A 21,147-nucleotide genomic window follows, 5' to 3' on the forward strand; every position below is an offset into this window, starting at 1 on the left:
TTCAGCCGGCTTCGGCCGGGGTCACGGTTTTCAGCGCCAGCGCGTGGATCGCGCCGCCCATCAGGTCGCCCAGGGTGGCATAGACCATCCGGTGGCGGGCCAGCGGCATCTTGCCGGCAAAGGCCTCGCAGACCACGGTCGCTTCGAAATGCACGCCATCGTCGCCACGCACATCGGCGCGGGCGCCGGGCAGGCCGGTTTCGATCAGGTTGCGGATGGTGTCGGCGTCCAACGGGCTTTCCTAATAAAATGAGCGCTCATTCTACTTCCGCTGCGTGGCGTCCGCATGGCCGAGTCCCTCCTGCCCCCCCGTTCCGTCGATCCGGCCAGCCTGGTCGCCAGTGGCCGCCGTGTCTTCGAGATCGAGCAGCAGGCCCTGGATGCCGTCGCCGACCGCCTCGGCGAGGCCTTCCAGCAGGCCTGCCAGGCGATCCTGGCCAGCCGCGGCCGGGTGGTCGCCACCGGCATGGGCAAGTCCGGCCATATCGCGCGCAAGATCGCCGCCACCCTGGCCTCCACCGGCACTCCGGCGTTCTACGTGCACCCGGGCGAGGCCGGCCACGGCGACCTGGGCATGATCACCGAGGACGACGTGGTGCTGGCCCTGTCCTATTCGGGCGAGTCGGACGAGGTGCTGATGCTGCTGCCGGTGCTCAAGCGCCAGGGCAACGTGCTGATTTCCATGACCGGCCGCGCGCAGTCGAGCCTGGCCACTGCGGCCGACGTGCACCTGGACGTCAGCGTGCCGGCCGAGGCCTGCCCGCTGGCACTGGCCCCCACCTCCAGCACCACCGCCTCGCTGGCGATGGGCGATGCGCTGGCGGTGGCCCTGCTCGACGCCCGCGGCTTCACCGCCGATGATTTCGCCCGCTCGCATCCGGCCGGCAGCCTCGGCCGCCGCCTGCTGCTGCACATCACCGACGTCATGCACAGCGGCGAGGACCTGCCCAAGGTCCCGGCCGACGCCAGCCTCAGCGAAGCGCTGGTGGAAATGAGCCGCAAACGGCTCGGCATGACCGCCGTGGTGGACGCCGATGGCGTGCTGATCGGCCTGTTCACCGACGGCGACCTGCGCCGTGCGCTGGACAGTGAGCTGGATGTGCGTACCGCCAGGATCGCCGATGTGATGACCCGCAACCCACGCACCATCGGTGCCGACCAGCTGGCCGTGGAAGCCGCCCGGCAGATGGAAACCCAGAAAATCAACGGCCTGATCGTGGTCGATGGCCAGGGCCGGGCGGTCGGCGCCCTGAACATTCATGACCTGTTGCGGGCCCGGGTGGTTTAACCGACAGTCCGTAGACCCCATTCAGTCTGTAATGCCCTTCCTGCCGCCACCGAGTCTGTCGCCCTGATGCCCTGGTCCCCCCTGTCCGCCTTTCCCGCTCCCCTGCACGCCACGGCGGCCGGCATCCGCCTGGCCTGCTTCGACGTGGACGGCACCCTCACCGACGGTCGGCTGTACTACGACAAGGACGGCAACGAGAGCAAGGCGTACTTCGTGCAGGATGGCCTGGGCCTGAAACTGCTGCAACAGCACGGCATCCACCCTGTGCTGATCACCGCGCGCAACAGCCAGTCCGCGCTCAAGCGCGGCGCCGACCTGGGTATCGATACCCAGATCGCGGTGGGCGACAAGCTGGCCAGCGTGCAGACGTTGTGCGCCAAGCACGGCATCGGGCTGGGGCAGGTGGCGTTCATGGGCGACGATCTGCCCGACCTGGCGCCGCTGGGCGCGGTGGGCCTGGCGGTGGCCCCGGCCAATGCCCACCCGTGGATTGCCGAACGCGTGCACTGGCAGACCCGGGCCGAGGGCGGTCGTGGCGCGGCCCGTGAACTGTGCGACATCCTGCTGGCCGCACAGGGCCACGTGGACGCCGCACTGGCGAGGTTCGGCGCATGAACCTGCCGACACTGAACTGGCGCACCGTGCTGGGCATCGGCCTGCTGCTGGCGGCGCTGCTCAGCAGCTGGGCCGCCCTGCGCAACCGCGACAAGGGCCCGGCCAACGACAGCCAGGAACTGGGCGTGGACTACGTGCTGCACGATTTCCAGATCGTGGCACTGGATGACCAGGGCAAGGAATCGACCACCCTGCGGGCGCCGCTGCTGGAGCGCCAGCGCGGTGACCAGACCATCTCCATCGCAACCCCGTTGTTCGAGATGCCCGACAAGGATGGCAAGCACTGGACCCTGCGTGCCGAAACCGGTTGGCTCAGCGCCAAGGGCGATGAAATGAAGCTGCGCGGCAACGTCGCCGGCGACAGCCCGGCCGGCCCGGGCGTGGTGCCCACCACCTTCCGCACCGACCACCTGGACGTGTTCCCCAAGGACAGCCGCGCCCGCACCGATGCCCTGGTCACCATGACCCGTCCGGGCATGGAACAGTCCGGTGTGGGTTTCGAGGTGGATTCGAAGAACAACACGTATCATTTCCTCAGCCAGTCCAAGGGCCGTTACACGCCCCGACGCTGATTCCGCCGCCCGCCTGCGACGTCTCCGGACCGGCGCGAGGCGGACAGCCCACCCACCCGCCCCCGGTCCGCCGGGAGGCCCCACCGGTAGAACGGACCCCGATGAAGATTCCCTTTGCAGCCGTACTCGCGCTCGGTCTTCTTGTGCCCAGCGCTGCCTTCGCCAAGTCCACCGACCGCAACGAAGACATGCACATCGATTCCGGCGCACAGTCGGGCATGCTCACCGGCGACGGCAAGACCGTGCTGTCGCAGGGCGTGATCATCACCCAGGGCACGCTGGACCTGCGCTCGTCCGAGGCCGAGATCTACCTCAAGGACGGTGAAGCGGTACGCGTGGTGTTCACCGGCAAGCAGGCCAAGATGAAGCAGCAGCTCGATGACGGCACCTGGATGGACGCGCTGGCCGACCGCATCGACTACGACATCAAGACCGAGATCATTACCCTGACCGGCAACTACAAGGTCACCAGCGCGCGCGGCACCAATGCCGGCCAGCGCATGGTGTACAACACCCGCAGCGGCGAGATGAACTCCGGTGGCGACGGCAGCCGCGTGCGTACCGTCATCCCGCCCAAGAACAAGACGCCGGCGGCGCCGGCCGGGAGCAAGAAGTAATGCTCGTCGCCCAGGGCCTGCGCAAGAAGTACAAGCAGCGCGAAGTCGTCAAGGACTTCGGGCTGACCCTCGACGCCGGCGAAGTGGTCGGCCTGCTGGGCCCCAACGGTGCCGGCAAGACCACCTGCTTCTACATGATCGTCGGCCTGGTCGCCGCCGATGCCGGCAGCATCGTGCTCGACGGCAAGGACATCACCGGCGACCCGATGTACACCCGCGCCAAGCAGGGCGTGGGCTACCTGCCGCAGGAACCGTCGGTGTTCCGCAAGCTGACCGTGGCCGACAACATCCGCCTGGTGCTGGAACTGCGCGAAGACCTGGATTCGGCCGGCCGCGAGCGCGAATTGAACAGCCTGCTCGACGAGCTGCAGCTGGGCCACGTCGCCGACCAGCTCGGCGCCAGCCTGTCCGGTGGCGAGCGCCGCCGTTGCGAGATCGCCCGCGCCCTGGCCGCACAGCCGCGCCTGATCCTGCTCGATGAACCGTTCGCCGGTGTCGACCCGATCTCGGTCGGCGAGATCCAGCGCATCGTCACCCATCTCAAGCAGCGCGGCATCGGTGTGTTGATCACCGACCACAACGTGCGCGAGACCTTGGGAATCTGTGACCGCGCGTATATCCTCGCCGAGGGCAGCGTGCTCGCGCAGGGGTCGCCGGAGGCGATCCTGGACAACGCCGACGTACGTCGCGTTTACCTTGGGGATTCCTTCAAGCTGTGATCGCAGGCGCCGGGTCCCTTTCCTTCCGTTCGGCACAGGCATGAAGACTCGGCTGCAGACATCGTTGGGACAGCACCTGGTGCTCACGCCCCAGTTGCAGCAGGCGATCAAGCTGCTGCAGATGTCCACCACCGAGCTGGAGCTGGAGATCGCCCAGGCGGTGGAAAGCAATCCGCTGCTGGACTGGGCCGACGGCAGCGACGGCAGCGACGGCAACGAGGGCAGCGACGGCAGCGACAGCGAGGCCCCGGCCGAACGCAGCGACAGCGGCGACGACTGGGCGCCGGCCGAGCTGGACTGGAGTGCCGCCGGCAGCGGCGGCAGCTTCGATGACGATGACGACACCGGCAGCGCCGCCGAGCGCGTGGCCGAAATCGAAACCCTGGCCGACCATCTGCTGTGGCAGCTGCACCTGTCGCATCTGTCGGCGCGTGACCGCAGCATCGGCGCGGCGCTGATCGATGCACTGGACGACGACGGCTACCTGCGCGAGCCGCTGGCAACCATCGCCGAAACCCTGCTGCCGGCGATCCATGCCGACGAGGATGAGATCCTGGCGGTACTGCACCGCATCCAGCGTTTCGATCCGGTGGGCGCGGCCGCGCGTACGCTGGGCGAATGCCTGCAGCTACAGCTGGAGGTGCTGGACGAGGACACGCCCGGCCTGGCGCTGGCGCGGCAGATTGCCGCAGGCCCGCTGGAACGACTGCCGCGTAGTGGCGTGTCCGGGCTTGCCCACGAACTCAAGCAGCCGCTGGCCGAGGTCGAGACCGCCGTGGCCCTGTTGCGCTCGCTGGACCCACGCCCGGGCACGCAGATCGCGCCGCTGTCGCAGGACACCTACGTGGTGCCGGACGTCGTGGTGTGGCGGCAGAACGGTGTCTGGCGCGCGGCATTGGCCGGGCATGCCGGGCCGAAGGTGGTGATCCACCGTGGCTATGAACAGTTGATCCGCCGCTGTGGCGACGCCGATGCAGGCTATCTGCGCGCCCAGCTGCAGGAAGCGCGCTGGCTGCTCAAGGGCCTGCAGCAGCGTGGCGAGACCCTGCTGCGGGTAGTGCGCAGCCTGATCCTGCAACAGGCCGGATTCCTCGAGTTCGGCGAACAGGCGCTGCGCCCGCTGACCCTGCGCGAGATCGCCGCCGAACTGGGCCTGCACGAATCGACGGTGTCGCGCGCGATCGCCCGCAAGCATGTGCGCACCCCGCGCGGCACCCTGCCGCTGCGTGCCTTCTTCGCCTCCGGCATCGATACCGACGGCGGCGGCGAGGCCTCCAGCACCGCCATCCAGGCGATGATCCGGCGCCTGATCGACGATGAGAACCCGCGCAAGCCGCTTTCTGACGCCAAGCTGGCTGACCTGCTCAAATCGTCGGGAATTCCAGTAGCGCGGCGCACCGTGGCGAAGTATCGTGAAGCCATGAACATCTCCGCCTCGCACGAAAGGGTCAGAATCGCTTGACGCACCGCCGCGCCCGGCGGAGAGGTTCATTGGCACATCCGAACACAGGAGAAACCCGATGCGCATCGAAACGTTTGGCAAAGACGTCGAAGTCACCCCGGCCCTGCAGTCCTATGTAGAGGAGAAGCTGGCCCGGATCGGAAAACACTTCGACCAGCACTGCGAAGCGCGGGTGACCCTCAAGCTGCAGAAGACCGAGCACCACGTCGACGCCAGCCTCAACATTCCGGGGCAGACCCTGCACGCCGAGGCCGGCGGCCAGACCATGTATGCCGCGATCGACGTGCTTGCGGACAAGCTTGACCGTCTGGTGATCAAGCACAAGGAGAAAAAACAGCAGCACGCACCGCTGCCGGTGGGCGACAATGGCGGCTGATCGCCACCGTTTCCCGCAGACATGCCCCTGAATGACCTCCTGGCGGCCGTGCAGACCCAGCTCTGCACGGCCACCGACCGCGACAGCGTCCTGCAGGCCGCCGCCGGGTTGCTGGCCTGCCGCCAGGCCAACGCCGAACAGATCTACCTGAACCTGTGCCAGCGTGAAGCGCTGGGCAGCACGGCGATCGGTCACGGCATCGCCATCCCCCACGGCCGCGCGCCGACCCTGGACCGCCCACGCGGCGCCCTGCTGCGGTTGGCCACCCCGGTCGACTTCGGCGGCGACGAACCGGTCGACCTGGTATTTGCGATCGCCGTCCCCGCCCATTACACGCACCAGCACCTGATGCTGCTGTCCGAGCTGGCCGAACTGTTCTCCGCGCCGGCCATCCGCCAGGCGCTGCGTGACGCCGGCGACGCCCGGGCGCTGCGCCAGGCGCTGGACCTGCCCCCACCTGCGAGCGCCGCATGAATACCAGCATCACCGCACGCGAACTGTTCGAACAGCAGCGCGAGCGGCTCGGCCTGCGCTGGGCCGCCGGCCAGTCCGGCGAAAAGCGCGAGCTGGAGGCCGGCAATACGGTCTCGCGGCGCCCGTCGCTGGCCGGCTACCTCAATGCGATCTACCCCAACAAGGTGCAGATCCTGGGCACCGAAGAGCTGTCCTGGCTGGATGCGCTGGAACCGCGCCAGCGCTGGGAAACGATCGAGAAGATCATGCAGTCGCATCCGCTGGCGCTGGTGCTGACCCGCAACCAGCCCTGTCCGGAAGACCTGCGCGCCGCCGCCGATGAATCCGGCACGCCGCTGTGGCTGTCACCCAAGCGCGGCCACGAGCTGCTCAACCATCTGTCCTACCACCTGGCGCGCACGCTGGCGCCACGGGTGATCCTGCATGGCGTGTTCATGGAGATCTACTCCATCGGCGTGCTGATCACCGGTGAGGCAGGCTCGGGCAAGAGCGAGCTGGCGCTGGAGCTGCTCAGCCGTGGCCACCGGCTGGTGGCCGACGACGCCCCCGAGTTCACCCAGATCGCCCCCGACGTGCTTGATGGCACCTGCCCTGAGCTGCTGCAGGACCTGCTGGAAGTGCGCGGTCTGGGCGTGCTGAACGTGCGCGAGATGTTCGGCGACACGGCTGTAAAGAAGAACAAGTACCTTCGGTTGATCGTCCACCTGACCAAGCCGATGACCGAACCCACGCCGCACGGCTACGAACGCCTGACCGGTGATTCGGGCACCCGCCATGTGCTGGACCTGGACGTGCCGCTGATCACCCTGCCGGTGATGCCGGGCCGCAACCTGGCCGTGCTGACCGAGGCGGCCACCCGTCTGCACATCCTGCGTACCAAGGGCATCGACCCGGCGGCGATGTTCATCGCCCGCCACAGCAACCTGCTGGAACGGCGAACGCCCTGACCCCCTGCCCTGCCCTGCCAAGAGCCTGTCCATGAGCACCGTCACTCCCACCGCCCCGACCCTGATCATCGTCAGCGGCCTGTCCGGCTCGGGTAAATCCGTCGCCCTGAAGACCTTCGAGGACCAGGACTACTACTGCTCGGACAACCTGCCGATCCACCTGTTGCCGGACTTCGTGCGCAGCCTGCTGGACAACCACGACGGCCGCGCGCCGCGCCGCTTGGCGGTGGGTATCGACGTGCGCGGCCAGGCCGACCTGAGCCAGCTGGGCGACTGGCGGCAGCTGGCCACCGACGCCGGCGTTGAAGTGAAGGTGCTGTTCTTCGAGGCCAGCGACGAGACCGTCCTCAAGCGCTATGCCGACACCCGCCGCCGGCATCCGCTGAGCCAGCTCGGACTTTCCCTGCCCGAGGCGATCGCCCGCGAACGCGAACTGACCGCGCCGCTGCGGCGCGAAGCCGACGCGGTGATCGATACCAGCAGCCTCAATGTGCATCAGCTGCGCCGTCGCATCATCACCGAGTTCGCGATGGGCCATGCCACCAGTCTGTCGCTGTTGTTCGAATCGTTTGCCTACAAGCGTGGCGTGCCGGCCGAAGCAGACTTCGTATTCGACGCACGGGTGCTGCCCAACCCGCACTGGGATCCCGACCTGCGCGCGCTCAGCGGGCGCGAACCCGGCGTGCGCGACTACCTGGAGGCGCAGCCGGATGTGCAGCGCTATCTGGCCCAGCTGATGGATTTTCTCGATACCTGGCTGCCGAAGCTGGGCGACGGCACCCGCAGCTACGTGACCGTGGCCTTCGGCTGCACCGGTGGCAAGCACCGCTCGGTGTTCCTGGCCGAGCGCATGGCGCGGCATGCGCGCGAGATGGGCTGGGAAGACGTGGCGACCTATCACCGCGAACAGGATTGAGGGCGTCGGCCGGGCTGCGCCCGGCACCCGCTGGTGGTGCCGGCCGCTGGCCGGCAACAGCAACAGCAACAGCAGCATTTGGTGGGATGGCGGGGCGGGCCAGCAAGCGGGGGACGCTGCAAGTACATCCCTGTAAGCTCGGTCGCCGCATCCATGCGGCTCACGCCCCCGCTTGCTGCCCCACCCCGCCTTCGACAGATTCCCGCCATCTGTCGGGACGGCGTTCTGCCGCTGATGGTAGGTGTCGACCTTGGTCGACACGGTGGATCCACACCATGCGTGGATGGATCGGAACCCAGGGGTGGGTCAGAGCCCATTTCCCGTGGAAAAGGGATCCGGCCCCGGCATCGCTGAATACGGGACACAGTGCCCCTCTCCTGCTGCTATCGCCGATTCACCTTGACCTGTTAACGTGCAGTAATGACCTGTGGCATTCTCCTCGTAACACACCCTGGGGTCGGGACCGCCCTGCTTGATGTGGCGACCCGGCTCCTGCGGCAATTGCCGCTGAAGACCGAAGCTTTCGAAGTACCGTTCGACGCAGACCTGGACGCCCTGCTCCCGCTCGCCTCGGCCGCCCTGCGGCGGGTCGATGGTGGTGCAGGCGTGCTGATCCTGACCGACCTGTACGGTGCCAGCCCCGCCAATCTTGCCGGGCAGCTGGCCCGGCTGGGGACCCCGGTTCGCCGGGTGTCGGCGCTGAGCCTGCCGATGTTGCTGCGGGTGATGAATTATCCGGAACAGGGACTGGATCAACTGCCCGCCACAGCCGCGGCGGGTACCCGTAATGGAGCGATAGTCGACGATGCTTGAACGAGAACTCACCGTGAGCAACCGCCTGGGCCTGCATGCCCGGGCCACCGCCAAGCTGGTGCAGACCCTGGCGCCTTTCCGCTGCAACGTGACCATGGCCGCCAAGGGCCGTGAGATCAACGCCAAGAGCATCATGGGCGTGATGCTGCTGGCCGCCGGCCAGGGCACTCCGGTTACCGTGCGCATCACCGGCGAGGACGAGTCGGCCGCGATGGATGCGGTGGTGGACCTGTTCGAACGCCGCTTCGACGAGGACAGCTGAGCGTGCCACGCGCGCGCGCCGGCCAGCCTTCTTCCGGCCTGCGGCCGGTACAGCTGTTGGCCGGCCACGGCGCCGCACGCGGCACGGCGATGGGCCGCGCCCGGGTGCGCCTGCCGCATGCGCTGGAGGTAGCCGAACAACGGGTGGCGCCCAGCCAGGTGGAGGCCGAACTGGCCCGCCTGCACCACGCAGTGGCCGCCGCGCGCACCGAAATGCACGAGCTGCGCCAGCGCCTGCACGGTGCCCTGAGCCAGGAAGTGGGCGAATTCCTCGACCTGCACGCCCTGCTGCTGGACGACCCCGAGCTGCTGCACGGGCTGGATGAGCTGATCCGCAGCGGTCCGTACAGCGCCGGCTATGCCCTGCGCGTGCAGCGCGACCGCCTGGCCAAGGTCTTCGATGGCATGGACGATGCCTATCTGAAGAGCCGCATGGACGATCTGGACCACGTGATCGGCCGCATCCATGCCTTCCTGCAACCCGAGCGCGCGCCGGTGGTGAAGGGCCTGGCCGGCGAGATCCTGGTCTGCGACAACATCGCCCCGTCCGAGCTGGCCCAGCTGCAGGCACAGGGCGTGGTCGGCATCGTCACGGCGGCCGGCAGCGCGCTGTCACACAGCGCCATCCTGGCGCGCAGCCTGCATCTGCCGTTGATCGTGAACGTGCCGCAGCTGCTGAGCCGCGTCGCCGATGGCGATGTGCTGATCATCGATGGCGCCGACGGCAGCATCACCGCCAACCCGCTGGCCGACAACCTGCGCGACTACCGCGCGCGCCTGAAGGAACACGCACGCGAACAGCGCGAGCTCGGGCGCCTGCGCAGCAAGCCCAGCCGCACCCGCGACCAGGTCGACATCGCCCTGCTGGCCAATGCCGAATCGCTGGAAGATGTGACCCAGGCCCATGCGCTGGGCGCCCAGGGCCTGGGCCTGTACCGCACCGAATTCCTGTTCCTGCAGCGTAACGAGCTGCCGGACGAGGAAGAACAGTTCCAGACCTACCGCGACGCCGCGCTGGGCATGAGCGGGCGGCCGGTGACCATCCGTACGCTGGACCTGGGTGCGGACAAGGCCGACCGCACTGGCCTGACCCTGAGCAACGAGGAGAATCCGGCGCTGGGCCTGCGTGGCGTACGCCTGTCGCTGGCGCGGCCGAAGGTAGCCGATACCCAGCTGCGTGCGATCCTGCGTGCATCGGCCTACGGCAAGCTGCGCGTGCTGCTGCCGATGATCAGCACCCGCGAGGAACTGCTGGCGGTGCGCCGGCGCATGCTGAAGCTGACCGAGCAGCTGCGCGGCGAAGGCCACATGGTGTCCGAGCATGTGCCGCTGGGCGCGATGATCGAAGTACCCGCCGCCGCGCTGGCGCTGGAGAGTTTCATCGATCTGGTCGACTTCCTGTCGGTTGGCACCAACGATCTGGTGCAGTACCTGCTGGCCGCCGACCGCAACAACGAAGCGCTCGGCGAGTTGTATTCGCCCCTGCACCCGGCGGTGCTGCGCCTGCTGCAGATGGTGATCGAGACCGGCGCGCGCCATCGCATTCCGGTAGCGGTGTGTGGCGAGATGGCCGGCGATGCACGGATGACGCCCCTGCTGCTGGCGCTGGGCCTGACCGAGTTCAGCCTGCATCCGGGCACCCTGCTGGAAGTGCGCCGCGCGATCCGCGAGGCTGATCTGGCCACGCTGCGCGCGCGCGCACCGAAGTTGCTGGCCGCCCGCGACCGCCGTGCCATCGAGCGCTGGCTGGCGCTGGTGGCCGACACGCCCTGATTTCCGCGCTACGCGCCCGCCGGGCATGGCCCGGAGGAATATGTGGACCTCGCTGACCGCTGGCCCGACGCAGATTCGATCCGCAGAAACTGCCCCTTGTTGTTCAAGGGGCGCGTCGACAGGCGGGGGATGAGGTTGAATGCGTGGCCCCCGGTGGCCGCAGGCCAGCGGGGTATGCGCTGAAACATCCCCTTGCGATAATGACGCGCTGAACACCCCTGTTGCCGCATCCTTGCCGGGATCGCGGCTTTTCTTATCCCCGCGGGAGCTGCGATGGCTGAAGCTGTACGCCACGACAAGACTGCGCGCCAACTGCGGATGCTGTCCGATGCACTGGACAGTGGCCGCCTGGGTCCGGTGCGCCGCCTGGTCAACACTCTGGCTCCGGCCGAGATCGGCAACCTGCTCGAATCGCTGCCGCCCGGCAAGCGCGAGGTGGTGTGGGGCCTGGTCGATCCGGAAGATGACGGCGAGGTGCTGGTCCACGTCGGCGACGACGTGCGCGAGAGCCTGCTGGCCGACATGGACCCGGACGAGATCATCGCCGCGGTCGAAGACCTCGACATCGACGATCTGGCCGACCTGGTCGAAGACCTGCCGGACACGGTCATCGACGAGGTCCTCAAGTCGATGGACCGGGAGAACCGCGAGCGCCTGGAACAGGTGCTGTCCTATCCCGAGGACAGCGCCGGGCGCCTGATGAACCCGGACGTGGTGACCGTGCGCGCCGACGTCAACGTCGACGTGGTGCTGCGCTACCTGCGCCTGCGCGGTGAACTGCCTGACCACACCGATCATCTGTTCGTGGTCAGCCGCCGCCATCAGTACCTGGGCCGGGTGTCACTGGCGGCACTGGTGACCCACGAGGACACCACCCCGATCAACCGCCTGATCGACGACGAGCAGCCGGCCATCGACGTCGGCGAGAGCGATCAGGAAGTCGCCCGCCAGTTCTCCGACCATGACTGGATCTCCGCGCCGGTGGTGGACGACAACAACATCCTGATCGGCCGCATCACCATCGATGACGTGGTCGACATCATCCGCGGCCAGGCCGAGCACCAGGCGCTGGGCGCCGCCGGTCTGGACGAGGACGAGGATCTGTTCAGCCCGGTCTGGCGCGCGATGCGCCGCCGCCTGATGTGGCTGTCGGTGAATCTGTGTACCGCCTTCCTGGCCTCCAGCGTGGTCGGCCATTTCGAAGGCACCATCGACAAGCTGGTGGCGCTGGCGGTGCTGATGCCGATCGTGGCCGGCCTTGGTGGCAACGCCGGTACCCAGGTGCTGGCACTGATGGTGCGCGGCCTGGCGCTGGGCCAGGTGGGCGCCTCCAACGCCCGCACCCTGCTGTGGAAAGAAGTCCGGGTCGCGCTGTTGAACGGCGTGATGCTCGGTTCGGTGCTGGGCCTGATCGTGCTGGCCTGGTTCCACTCGCCGGGGCTGTCGGCGGTGATCGCCATCGCACTGACCTGCAACCTGCTGTTCGCCGCGCTGGCCGGCGTGCTGGTACCGCTGACCCTGAAGCGCTTCGGTTTCGACCCAGCGCTGGCCAGTGGCATCTTCCTCACCGCCGTGACCGACTCGATGGGGTTCTTCACCTTCCTCGGCCTGGCCACCCTGGTGCTGCTGCACTGATCCCTGCAGGGTCAGATCCCCGACCTGCTCCAAACCCAGGGTCCGATCCCCGCTGCGCGGGGCTCTGACCCGACCCCCACTGGATCCTCTCATGGCAACCACGATCGAAAACTACTTCCAGCCCGGCTGGCGCGACCAGCAGCACACCTGCCCGGCCTGCGAATGGAAAGGCAGCTCGCGCGCCATGGAAATGGAACTGGACGAGGATGCCACCGAGTACGACTGCCCGGTCTGCGAGAACCCGCTGCTGGTGGTCCTGCACCCGGACCTGGCGCAGGTGCAGGCCGCGGCCGCCGACGGCAATGCCGAAGCCCAGGAACAGCTGGAGATCATCGCCAGCTTTCCACGCCCGCAGTGACGCGGCGCACGATGCCGCGCTGACGGCAGCGGACTACCATGCAGTGACCTCGCCGCTTCGGGAAGCCGCATGCTCCGTTCAATCTCGCGCTGGCTGCCAGCGCTGGCCGTTCTGATGTTGACCGGCTGCACCTCGATGCCGGACAGCGCGCGTGGACATTTCGAGGCGCGCGCGGTGAAGGTGGACGGCGAAACGGCCTACTACCAGGTGTTCGTTCCGGCGGCCTCGGCGCGCACACCCGGCTCGCTGCCGGTGGTGCTGTTCCTGCACGGATCCGGCGAGCGCGGCGGCGATGGCGTCAAGCAGACCCACGCTGGACTGGGGCCGTACCTGCGTGCGCATGCGGCCGATTTTCCGGCGCTGGCGGTGTTTCCGCAGGTGCCGGGACGCGAGGAATGGAGCGGACGCAACAACCGCGTGGCGCTGGCCGCGCTGGACGCCGCCATTGCCGAGTTCGGCGCCGACCCGGCGCGCCAGTACCTGACCGGCATGTCGATGGGCGGCTATGGCAGCTGGAACATCGCGCTGGACGACCCACGCCGCTTCGCGGCGATCGTGCCGGTATGCGGCGCGGTACTGGCCCCGCGTGCGGTGCGCCCGACCCTGTTCGTCGAACAGGTCGCCCACGAGGCCGACCCGTACGCGACCATCGCTCAACGCCTGCGGCACACCCCGATCTGGATCTTCCACGGCGCGCTGGACGACGTGGTGCCGCCTGCCGATGACCGTCGCCTGCACACCGCCTTCCAGGCCGCCGGCGCGCGCGACGTGCGCTACACCGAATACCCCGACGGCAACCACAACGCTTGGGACGCCACCTACGCCGACCCGGCGATGTGGGCGTGGTTGTTCGCGCAGAAGCGCTGAGCCACCGCTTCCGGTAGATGCCAACCTTGGTTGGCACACGCTGCCTGGTAGATGCCAACCTTGGTTGGCACACGCTGCCTGGTAGATGCCAACCTTGGTTGGCACAGACCTACCCAAAACCAGACCATTCCCCGATGTTCACAGCTGGCAGGCACGCCCATGCTTGCTCCATGCAAAACACCAGACTCCTGATCGGCCGCAATTCCAGCGTCGGCCTCAGCTACATCCTCACCACAGTTGTGACCGGTCGCGCTCCCCTGTTTGCCATCGACGCCGTCGCCGTCCTCGCGATCCAGGAATTCCAACAACTCGATCGGGAAGGTTTCACCCACTCAATCGCGCACGTGGTCATGCCCGACCACATCCACTGGCTGGTCGAACTGCGCGCGGGGACACTGGAAACCATCATGAAGCGTTTCAAGTCGCGCACAGCCCTGCAGGCAAACCGGTTGCTGGGGCGAGTCGGTCGCTTCTGGCAGGCCTGCTATCACGATCATGCGATCCGCTCTGACGAATCGTTGCACCAGCATGCGATGTACCTGATGGGAAATCCGATCAGGGCCGGACTGACGACTCGGCTGGGGCAGTATCCCCATGCATGGTGCGAATGGGAGCTCGGGGCCTTGTGTGAGCGGCCAGATGACGTGAGCACCGGTGGATAGTGCCAACCAAGGTTGGCATCTACCCAAGCAGTGGGGGTCAACCAAGGTTGACACCTACCAAGCGGGGGATCAGCCCAGCAGGGTTTCCAGCACGGCCATGCGCACGGCGACGCCGTTGGCGACCTGGCGCAGCACCCACGACTGCGGGCCGTCGGCCACCTCGTCGGTCACTTCCACGCCGCGGTTGATCGGGCCGGGGTGCAGCACCGCCGCATCCTTGCCGGCACGTGCCAGGCGCGCGTTGGTCAGGCCGTACTGCGCGTGGTACTGCTCCAGCGACGGCACCAGGCCTTCTTCCATGCGTTCGCGCTGCAGGCGCAGCATCATCAGCGCATCGACGCCTTCCAGCATCGCGTCGAAGTCATCGCCAACCACGCAGCCCTTCAGGGTCTCATCGTCGGGCAGCAGCGACTGCGGGCCGCATACGCGGATCTCACCCACGCCCAGCGTGCGCAGCGCGTGCAGGTCGGTGCGGGCCACGCGCGAGTGCTTCACGTCGCCGACGATCACCACCTTCAGCTTCGAGAAATCCGGGCCCTTGGCCTGGCGCAGGGTCAGCATGTCCAGCAGGCCTTGGGTCGGGTGCGAACTGCGGCCGTCGCCGGCGTTGATCAACGCCGTGCCCTCGCCCGCCGCCTCGGCCAGTGCGGCCACGGCGCCGTCATCGGGGTGGCGCACCACGAAGCCGCGCACGCCCATCGCTTCCAGGTTGCGCAGCGTGTCGCAGGCGGTTTCGCCCTTGCGCGTGGACGAAGTGGAGGCGTCGAAGTTCAGCACGTCGGCGCCCAGCCGCTGCGCCGCCAGCTGGAACGAGCTGCGGGTGCGCGTGGACGGCTCGAAGAACAGCGTGCACACCGCCGAACCGGCCAGCACGTGGCGCTTGTTGCCGACGCGGCCGACTGCGGCATCGCGGATCTGCCCGGCACGGTCGAGCAGCTGCAGCAGGGTTTCGCGCGGCAGGCCCTCAAGGGTCAGCAGGTGGCGCAGGCGTCCGGAGGCATCGAGTTGCTGGGCGGTCATGGCGGGAGTCGTGCAGTCAGGGAATGGGAGTGGCGTCGTCCGGTGACGACAGCCAGCGGTCGATGATCACCGCCGCGGCCACCGCATCGAGGGCGGCCGCGTCACGGCGGCGCCTGCGCCCTTCGGCGCGCTCGACAGCGAAGCGGCGGGCAGCCTCGACCGAGCTGGAGCGCTCGTCGATCATCACCACCGGCAGCTTGAAACGTTCCCGCAGCTGGCGGGCAAAGCCCTGCGCGCGCTTGCGGTTGGGCTGATCCTGGCCATCGAGGGTGAGCGGGTCGCCCACCACCAGGCCATCGGGCTTCCATTCCTTGAGCAGCCGTTCGATCGCGGTCCAGTCCGGACCGTTGCCATGCACATCAACCACGGCCACCGCGCGCGCATGCGCGGCGAAAGCACTGCCGATGGCCACGCCGATCCGCCGCGAGCCCACATCGAAGCCGAGTACGGTGCCATCACGGCGGATGACGGCCGGCTCAGACATGGCCGCTGTAGTCCGTCAGCCGGAACAGGTCCACGCCGATGCGCGAGGCCGCGCCCTGCCAGCGCTGCTCCAGCGGCAGCTGGAACACCAGTTCGGCATCGGCCGGCACGGTCAGCCAGCTGTTCTCGGCCAGCTCGCTTTCCAGCTGGCCAGCGCCCCACCCCGCACAACCGAGGGTGACCACGGCGTTGGCCGGGCCTTCGCCACGTGCCATCGCTTCAAGGATGTCGCGCGAGGTGGTCAGGTAAAGGCCTTCGCCCACGATCAGGCTGGAATCCCATGCCCGTGCGTCGTCGTGGATGACGAAGCCGCGTTCGGGATGCACCGGGCCGCCGTTGAGCACCATGCGTGCCTGCAGATCGCCATCACCGGTGCTGATGTCCATCTGCGCGAGCACTTCGCCCAGGGTGTACTCGGACGGCTGGTTGACCAGCACGCCCATCGCCCCGTTCTCGTCGTGCTGGCAGATCAGCGCGACGCTGCGGGCAAAGGTCGCGTCGAGCAGCGACGGCAGCGCGACGAGCAGGTGATCGGCAAGGGAGGTCGGCGTTACAGGCATGGCCCCATTCTACCCGCTGGGGCCGGGACGCGGGCGCGAAGGGATCGGCTAGGATGGCGCCCTTGCAAGGAGGTTGGACAATGCAACAGGAAGTGCCGTTGGCCCGGGGCACGCGCCGCATGATCGTGCTGATCGCGCTGCTGCAGGGCCTGGCGTTGTATGCGATGCAGGAACTGGCCGAGCGCTGGCAGGTCCGCGATGGCGTCTGGCGCTACTGCGCGTATGCGTGGCTGCTGACCATTCCCACCGCACTGGCCCTGACCGTGGTCGAGGTGAAGGACCGCCGCCTCTGGCAGCATGCCGGGCTGGCGTCGCTGCTGGTACTCGGGCTGGGGGCCTGGGCCGCCTGGAATCTACAGGGAGCCTCCGGACTCAACCCCACACCGGTGCTGATGCCGCTGTCCGTTTGCCTGGGCATCGGCGTCTTCATTGCGCTGCCGTGGTGGCAGTTCCGCCTGCAGCAGGGGCACTGGAATGCCAGCTACACGGCCCTGTTCGAGCACGCCTGGCAGAACGGGCTCACGCTGGCGCTGGCGGGCGCGTTCACCGGGTTGACCTGGGCCTTGCTGTGGCTGTGCGCCGCATTGTTCAGCCTGCTGCGCGTGGATTTTTTCCAGCAGTTGTTCCTGCACCCGGCCTTTGTGGCCCTGGCGACCGGACTGCTGGCCGGGTTCGGCCTGTTGATCGGCCGCACCCAGCACCGTGCCATCCAGATCACCCGCCAGGTGCTGTTTGCCGTCTGCCGCGGGTTGCTGCCGCTGCTGGCGCTGATTGCGCTGCTGTTCGTCTCTGCGCTGCCGTTCACCGGCCTGGCGCCGCTGTGGGGCACCCGTTCTGCGGCCAGCCTGCTGCTGGCCATGGCCCTGCTGCTGGTCGCGTTCGCCAACGCGGTCTACCAGCACGACAGCGATACTGCGGTGTATCCGCGCGGGGTGCGCCGCCTGGTGGACGCCGGCCTGCTGACTCTGCCGGTGTACGCGGCGCTGGCGCTGTTTGCCATCGGTCTGCGCCTGGGCCAGCACGGCATGACCGTGGATCGGTTCTGGGGCCTGGCGACCGCACTGCTGGTGGCAGGCTACGCGCTGGGATATGCGCTGGCCGTGCTGCGCCGGCAGGGCCGCTGGCTGCAGGGCCTGGAAGCGGTCAACCGTTGGATGTGCGGGCTGGTGCTGGCGATGGCGATACTCGGCAGCTCGCCGCTGATCGACCCCATCCGGCTGACCCTGGCCAGCCAGGTACCGCGGTTCACCGCGCAGCCCGACCAGATCACCGGTGGCGATGCCAGCATGCTGCGCTTCCAGCTGGGGATACGCGGCGTGCGCGCGCTGAACAATCTGCAGCAGCAGCCGGGCGTCATCGCCGACCCGCACGCGCGCAGCGTGCTGGCCGAGGCATTGCCGCGTCCCACCGGAGGACACGATGTGCCTGCGCCCTCCGCCCCACGTTCGCTGGACCAGCTGCACGCACGCATCATCGTGGCCAAGGGCAGCCCGATGCCTGCCGACGACTGGTGGCAGGCGCTGCTGCATGCCCGCCGGATCGGTGCCGATGGCTGCCTGGACATCGATGAGGAATGCATCTCGGTGCGTCGTGATCTCGACCAGGACGGCGAAGACGAGGTGCTGCTGTGCCGGATTTCGCCCTATCTGCCGCCCGACTGCACATTGCACGTGCGGCACGAGGGTGCATGGCATTCGGCGGGAAGCGTATCGTTCCCACGACACAGCAGCGCACAGGCGCAGACGCTGACCCGTGCACTGCGCGGCGGCGGGCTGGAAACACGGCCATCACGCTGGCCCGAAATGCGCCTGGAGGGCATTCCGGCACAGCTTTCCCTTGATGAAGACGAAGGCCGCGAGGAGGCGGCTGCACCATGAGTGGATACTGCCTCATCGCCCCGGGCCATCCGGTGCACGACTACTACCACGCCAACGAGTACGGCTTCCCGCAGCGTGACGAGCGCGAACTGTTCGAGCGGCTGGTGCTGGAGATCAACCAGGCCGGGCTGAGCTGGGAGACGATCCTGAAGAAGCGCGAGGGTTTCCGCGCGGCCTACGACGGTTTCGACGTGGACCGCGTGGCCGCCTATGCCGAGCAGGACATCGAGCGGCTGCTGTCCGATGCCGGCATCATCCGCAACCGGCTGAAGGTACTGGCCGCGATCCACAACGCGCAGGTGATCCAGCAGCTGCGGGCCAGCCACGGCAGCTTTGCCGGCTGGCTGGACGCGCACCATCCGCGCAGCAAGGCCGACTGGGTGAAGCTGTTCAAGAAGACGTTCCGCTTCACCGGTGGCGAGATCACCGGCGAATTCCTGATGAGCCTGGGCTACCTGCCCGGCGCGCATGCCGAGGACTGCCCGGTGCAGGCGCGGCTGCTGAAGCTGTCGCCGCCGTGGGTGCAGGTGGCTGGCCGCTGAGGCAAATCCGCCGGGCATGGCCCGGCGAACGCGATCACACCCCCATGTAACGGCCAGGGCGGTGGTTGAACATCAGCACCAGGCTGAGCACCACCGCGCCGATGGCCGAGTACAGCACTTTCGACGGCGACAACACGAAGAACGCGGCCACCATCAGGCAGGCGTCGTAGGACATCTGCACCTTGCCCGCGCTCCAGCCACGGGTGCGCTGCAGGTACACCGCCAGGATGCCGATGCCGCCGAGGCTGGCGCGGTGGCGGATGAAGAACAGGATGCCCAGGCCGGACAGCGCGCCACCGACGATCGCCGAATACAGCGGGTGGATGTGCGAGAAGTCGATCCAGCGCGGCAGCAGGTCGGTCAGTACGCCACAGGCGGTGACCGCGGCAAAGGTCTTCAGGGTGAATTCCCAGCCCATGCGCCGCACCGCCACCCAGTAGAACGGCAGGTTGACCAGCACGAACACCACGCCGAAGTTCCAGTCCAGCGCGTAGTGCAGCAGGAAGGCCATGCCGGCCATGCCGCCGATCATCAGCCCGCTCTTGGCAAAGATGGCCAGCCCCAGCGAGGCCACCATGGTGGCCAACACCATGCCCTGCACATCCTCGGCGATCGAGTGGCGCAAGGCTTTTTCATCGGCGGTGGTACCGGCGCTGTCCGGCGGCGGGGTCAGCGGACCGGCGGTGACCAGGTGGCCGTCAGCGTCGTCGCACGGCGCGGGGCCATGGGAGGGAAGGGACATACGGGCGGGGGAACAGCAGGTGGGGAGCGGTATTAGACACGATCTGCATGACAGTTGCAGATGAAATCGTTCAGCTGAATGCGCCCCACCCCATCCTGTCCCGGCCGCCGATCAGCCTTTCCCGGCCAGATGATGCGCCACCAGCGCGTTGGCGTGGCCGTGGCCCAAGCCGTGCTCGCTCTTCAGGAAGCTGACCAGCTCCATGTGCTTGCGCCCTTTCTGCTTCGACAGCAGGCCGAACCAGTGCGCCACCGGCTGGCCGTAGGTCTTCTCGATGGAGGGGAAGTACGAGGCCGGGCCTTTCGGCTTGGTGTCAGTGCTCATGTGCAGCTCCGGTTGAAGTCATTCATTCGACGAACCACAGTCCCTGAAATCGACATCCCCACACCTCTACACAGAATGGGGTCGGAGCCCGTCGCGCAGCAACGGGATCCGACCCCCGCTTCGCCCGACAGACCGCAGCCAGCTGTCGAAGGCGGGATGGGTCCGATTGCAGGGGTGTCCGCGGCATGGATGCCGCGGCCAAGCCCCCATGGACGGGTTTACGGCGTCCCCTGCAACCGGACCCACCCCGCCCCCCCAAGGGATAGCCAGCATTTGAAGTTGACGTGGCCGTTGACGTTGTTTCGGCAGGTGCCGGGCGCAGCCCGGCCGTATCATTCGCGCATGCCCCGTGAAAACCTCAACGACCTGCAGGCCTTCGTCCACGTCGCCCGCGAGGGCAGCTTCACCCGGGCGGCCGCGCAGCTGGGCGTTTCCCAGTCCGCGCTCAGCCATGCCATGCGCGGGCTGGAACAGCGCCTGGGTGTGCGCCTGCTGACCCGCACCACGCGCAGCGTATCCACCACCGAAGCCGGCGCCCGCCTGCTCGACACACTGGTTCCGCGCCTGGCCGAGATCGAGGACGGGCTGGCCGCGCTGGCCGAATACCGCGAGCGCCCGGCCGGCACCATCCGCATCAACGCGACCGGCCATGCCGCCGAGTACATCGCCTGGCCGCGACTGGCGCCCCTGCTGCAGCAGTACCCGGACCTGAAGGTGGAACTGACCGCCGACTACGGCCTGGCCGACATCGTCGCCGAGCGCTACGACATCGGCATCCGTCTGGGCGAGCGGCTGGCCCGGGACATGATCGCCGTGCCGGTCAGCCCACCGCTGCGCATGCGCGTGGTCGGTGCGCCCAGCTATTTCCGCCAGCACGCGGTGCCGCAGCATCCGGACGAGCTGGCCGCGCACAACTGCGTCACTCTGCGCCTGCCGACCCACGGTGGGCTGATGCCCTGGGATTTCGGCAAGGACGGCAATGAACTGAGCGTACGCGTCAGTGGCCAGTGGATCTTCAACAGCATGGGCATGACCCGCGCCGCCGCACTGGCCGGCAGCGGCCTGGCCTGGCTGCCGGAGGACCAGGTACAACCGATGCTTGATGATGGACGGCTGCTGTCGGTGCTGGACAATTGGTGCCCGCACTTCGATGGGTACTACGCGTACTACCCGTCCCGCCGGCATGTAACGGTGGCGATGCGCACGGTGCTGGATGCGCTGCGCGGGCCAATGGGGTGAGGGTC

General features: G+C 67.9%; 26 protein-coding genes. 20 read left to right on the top strand and 6 right to left on the bottom strand.

Annotation, left to right across the window (positions count from 1 at the left end):
- Window position 1: 1 nt before the first annotated feature.
- On the bottom strand, window positions 2-232 hold the full coding sequence (locus LZ605_RS10775) for a BolA family protein (protein WP_021202589.1): 231 nt from the start codon (window positions 230-232) through the stop codon (window positions 2-4).
- A gap of 54 nt (window positions 233-286) precedes the next feature.
- On the opposite strand from LZ605_RS10775, the gene LZ605_RS10780 reads away from it, so the two are divergent.
- From LZ605_RS10780 to LZ605_RS10860, 17 genes are all read left to right on the top strand, one after another.
- Window positions 287-1,288 (top strand): KpsF/GutQ family sugar-phosphate isomerase, encoded by a 1,002-nt coding sequence (locus LZ605_RS10780; protein WP_249844816.1) that lies wholly within the window; start codon window positions 287-289, stop codon window positions 1,286-1,288.
- A 66-nt stretch (window positions 1,289-1,354) separates the two neighbouring features.
- Window positions 1,355-1,903 carry a KdsC family phosphatase gene (locus LZ605_RS10785; protein WP_249844817.1) on the top strand — a complete coding sequence of 183 codons (549 nt, stop codon included), beginning with the start codon at window positions 1,355-1,357 and terminating at the stop codon, window positions 1,901-1,903.
- On the top strand, window positions 1,900-2,475 hold the full coding sequence (gene lptC, locus LZ605_RS10790; RefSeq protein WP_249844818.1) for an LPS export ABC transporter periplasmic protein LptC: 576 nt from the start codon (window positions 1,900-1,902) through the stop codon (window positions 2,473-2,475). Before LZ605_RS10785 ends, lptC begins: the two co-directional genes overlap by 4 nt.
- Before the next feature lie 101 nt (window positions 2,476-2,576).
- A complete protein-coding gene (gene lptA / locus LZ605_RS10795; RefSeq protein WP_249844819.1) occupies window positions 2,577-3,092 on the top strand; it encodes a lipopolysaccharide transport periplasmic protein LptA in 516 nt (171 codons plus the stop codon).
- Entirely contained in the window at window positions 3,092-3,811 is a 720-nt protein-coding gene (gene lptB, locus LZ605_RS10800; RefSeq protein ID WP_107230074.1) for an LPS export ABC transporter ATP-binding protein, read from the top strand. The genes lptA and lptB overlap by 1 nt, the downstream gene beginning before the upstream one ends.
- Before the next feature lie 40 nt (window positions 3,812-3,851).
- Entirely contained in the window at window positions 3,852-5,273 is a 1,422-nt protein-coding gene (locus LZ605_RS10805) for an RNA polymerase factor sigma-54 (protein WP_249844820.1), read from the top strand.
- A gap of 58 nt (window positions 5,274-5,331) precedes the next feature.
- The gene (gene hpf, locus LZ605_RS10810) at window positions 5,332-5,649 is read left to right on the top strand and encodes a ribosome hibernation-promoting factor, HPF/YfiA family (RefSeq protein ID WP_057497261.1); all 318 of its coding nucleotides are present in this window, start codon (window positions 5,332-5,334) and stop codon (window positions 5,647-5,649) included.
- Window positions 5,650-5,670: 21 nt separating this feature from the next.
- Window positions 5,671-6,123 carry a PTS sugar transporter subunit IIA gene (locus LZ605_RS10815; protein ID WP_107230072.1) on the top strand — a complete coding sequence of 151 codons (453 nt, stop codon included), beginning with the start codon at window positions 5,671-5,673 and terminating at the stop codon, window positions 6,121-6,123.
- A complete protein-coding gene (gene hprK, locus LZ605_RS10820) occupies window positions 6,120-7,070 on the top strand; it encodes an HPr(Ser) kinase/phosphatase (protein WP_057497259.1) in 951 nt (316 codons plus the stop codon). Before LZ605_RS10815 ends, hprK begins: the two co-directional genes overlap by 4 nt.
- 31 nt (window positions 7,071-7,101) lie before the next feature.
- Window positions 7,102-7,986, top strand: a complete 885-nt coding sequence (gene rapZ / locus LZ605_RS10825; RefSeq protein ID WP_057497258.1) for an RNase adapter RapZ — start codon at window positions 7,102-7,104, stop codon at window positions 7,984-7,986.
- A 420-nt stretch (window positions 7,987-8,406) separates the two neighbouring features.
- Window positions 8,407-8,799, top strand: a complete 393-nt coding sequence (locus LZ605_RS10830; RefSeq protein WP_057497257.1) for a PTS sugar transporter subunit IIA — start codon at window positions 8,407-8,409, stop codon at window positions 8,797-8,799.
- Window positions 8,792-9,061, top strand: a complete 270-nt coding sequence (locus tag LZ605_RS10835; RefSeq protein WP_107230071.1) for an HPr family phosphocarrier protein — start codon at window positions 8,792-8,794, stop codon at window positions 9,059-9,061. The genes LZ605_RS10830 and LZ605_RS10835 overlap by 8 nt, the downstream gene beginning before the upstream one ends.
- 2 nt (window positions 9,062-9,063) lie before the next feature.
- Complete coding sequence (gene ptsP / locus LZ605_RS10840; protein ID WP_249844821.1) at window positions 9,064-10,833, top strand: phosphoenolpyruvate--protein phosphotransferase; 1,770 nt, start codon at window positions 9,064-9,066, stop codon at window positions 10,831-10,833.
- Between the two features lie 273 nt (window positions 10,834-11,106).
- Window positions 11,107-12,468 (top strand): magnesium transporter, encoded by a 1,362-nt coding sequence (gene mgtE / locus LZ605_RS10845; protein WP_005408383.1) that lies wholly within the window; start codon window positions 11,107-11,109, stop codon window positions 12,466-12,468.
- A 91-nt stretch (window positions 12,469-12,559) separates the two neighbouring features.
- A complete protein-coding gene (locus tag LZ605_RS10850; protein WP_249844822.1) occupies window positions 12,560-12,826 on the top strand; it encodes a hypothetical protein in 267 nt (88 codons plus the stop codon).
- Between the two features lie 69 nt (window positions 12,827-12,895).
- Window positions 12,896-13,693, top strand: a complete 798-nt coding sequence (locus LZ605_RS10855; RefSeq protein WP_249844823.1) for a prolyl oligopeptidase family serine peptidase — start codon at window positions 12,896-12,898, stop codon at window positions 13,691-13,693.
- A 170-nt stretch (window positions 13,694-13,863) separates the two neighbouring features.
- Entirely contained in the window at window positions 13,864-14,355 is a 492-nt protein-coding gene (locus LZ605_RS10860; RefSeq protein WP_249844824.1) for an REP-associated tyrosine transposase, read from the top strand.
- Between the two features lie 69 nt (window positions 14,356-14,424).
- On the opposite strand, the gene LZ605_RS10865 is transcribed toward LZ605_RS10860, so the two are convergent.
- Genes LZ605_RS10865 through LZ605_RS10875 form a run of 3 tightly spaced genes read right to left on the bottom strand, consistent with a single transcriptional unit; the run spans window position 14,425 to window position 16,418 of the window.
- Window positions 14,425-15,375, bottom strand: coding sequence for an aspartate carbamoyltransferase catalytic subunit (locus LZ605_RS10865; protein ID WP_107230066.1), 951 nt, complete (start codon window positions 15,373-15,375; stop codon window positions 14,425-14,427).
- A gap of 16 nt (window positions 15,376-15,391) precedes the next feature.
- Window positions 15,392-15,859 carry a Holliday junction resolvase RuvX gene (gene ruvX, locus LZ605_RS10870; protein ID WP_107230065.1) on the bottom strand — a complete coding sequence of 156 codons (468 nt, stop codon included), beginning with the start codon at window positions 15,857-15,859 and terminating at the stop codon, window positions 15,392-15,394.
- The gene (locus tag LZ605_RS10875) at window positions 15,852-16,418 is read right to left on the bottom strand and encodes a YqgE/AlgH family protein (protein ID WP_107230064.1); all 567 of its coding nucleotides are present in this window, start codon (window positions 16,416-16,418) and stop codon (window positions 15,852-15,854) included. Before LZ605_RS10875 ends, ruvX begins: the two co-directional genes overlap by 8 nt.
- An 80-nt stretch (window positions 16,419-16,498) precedes the next feature.
- On the opposite strand from LZ605_RS10875, the gene LZ605_RS10880 reads away from it, so the two are divergent.
- Both LZ605_RS10880 and LZ605_RS10885 read left to right on the top strand, forming a co-directional pair.
- A complete protein-coding gene (locus LZ605_RS10880) occupies window positions 16,499-18,295 on the top strand; it encodes a DUF4153 domain-containing protein (protein ID WP_249844825.1) in 1,797 nt (598 codons plus the stop codon).
- Window positions 18,292-18,837, top strand: a complete 546-nt coding sequence (locus LZ605_RS10885) for a DNA-3-methyladenine glycosylase I (RefSeq protein WP_249844826.1) — start codon at window positions 18,292-18,294, stop codon at window positions 18,835-18,837. Before LZ605_RS10880 ends, LZ605_RS10885 begins: the two co-directional genes overlap by 4 nt.
- 34 nt (window positions 18,838-18,871) lie before the next feature.
- Here LZ605_RS10885 and LZ605_RS10890 read toward each other — a convergent pair whose 3' ends face one another.
- The gene (locus tag LZ605_RS10890; protein WP_029379885.1) at window positions 18,872-19,579 is read right to left on the bottom strand and encodes a YitT family protein; all 708 of its coding nucleotides are present in this window, start codon (window positions 19,577-19,579) and stop codon (window positions 18,872-18,874) included.
- 111 nt (window positions 19,580-19,690) lie between these two features.
- Entirely contained in the window at window positions 19,691-19,903 is a 213-nt protein-coding gene (locus LZ605_RS10895) for a DUF4287 domain-containing protein (RefSeq protein WP_249844827.1), read from the bottom strand.
- A gap of 342 nt (window positions 19,904-20,245) precedes the next feature.
- On the opposite strand from LZ605_RS10895, the gene LZ605_RS10900 reads away from it, so the two are divergent.
- Window positions 20,246-21,142: a LysR family transcriptional regulator gene (locus tag LZ605_RS10900; RefSeq protein WP_249844828.1), complete on the top strand. Its 897-nt coding sequence runs from the start codon at window positions 20,246-20,248 to the stop codon at window positions 21,140-21,142.
- Window positions 21,143-21,147: the final 5 nt, after the last annotated feature.

Source organism: Stenotrophomonas maltophilia, from assembly GCF_023518235.1.
GTDB lineage: Bacteria > Pseudomonadota > Gammaproteobacteria > Xanthomonadales > Xanthomonadaceae > Stenotrophomonas.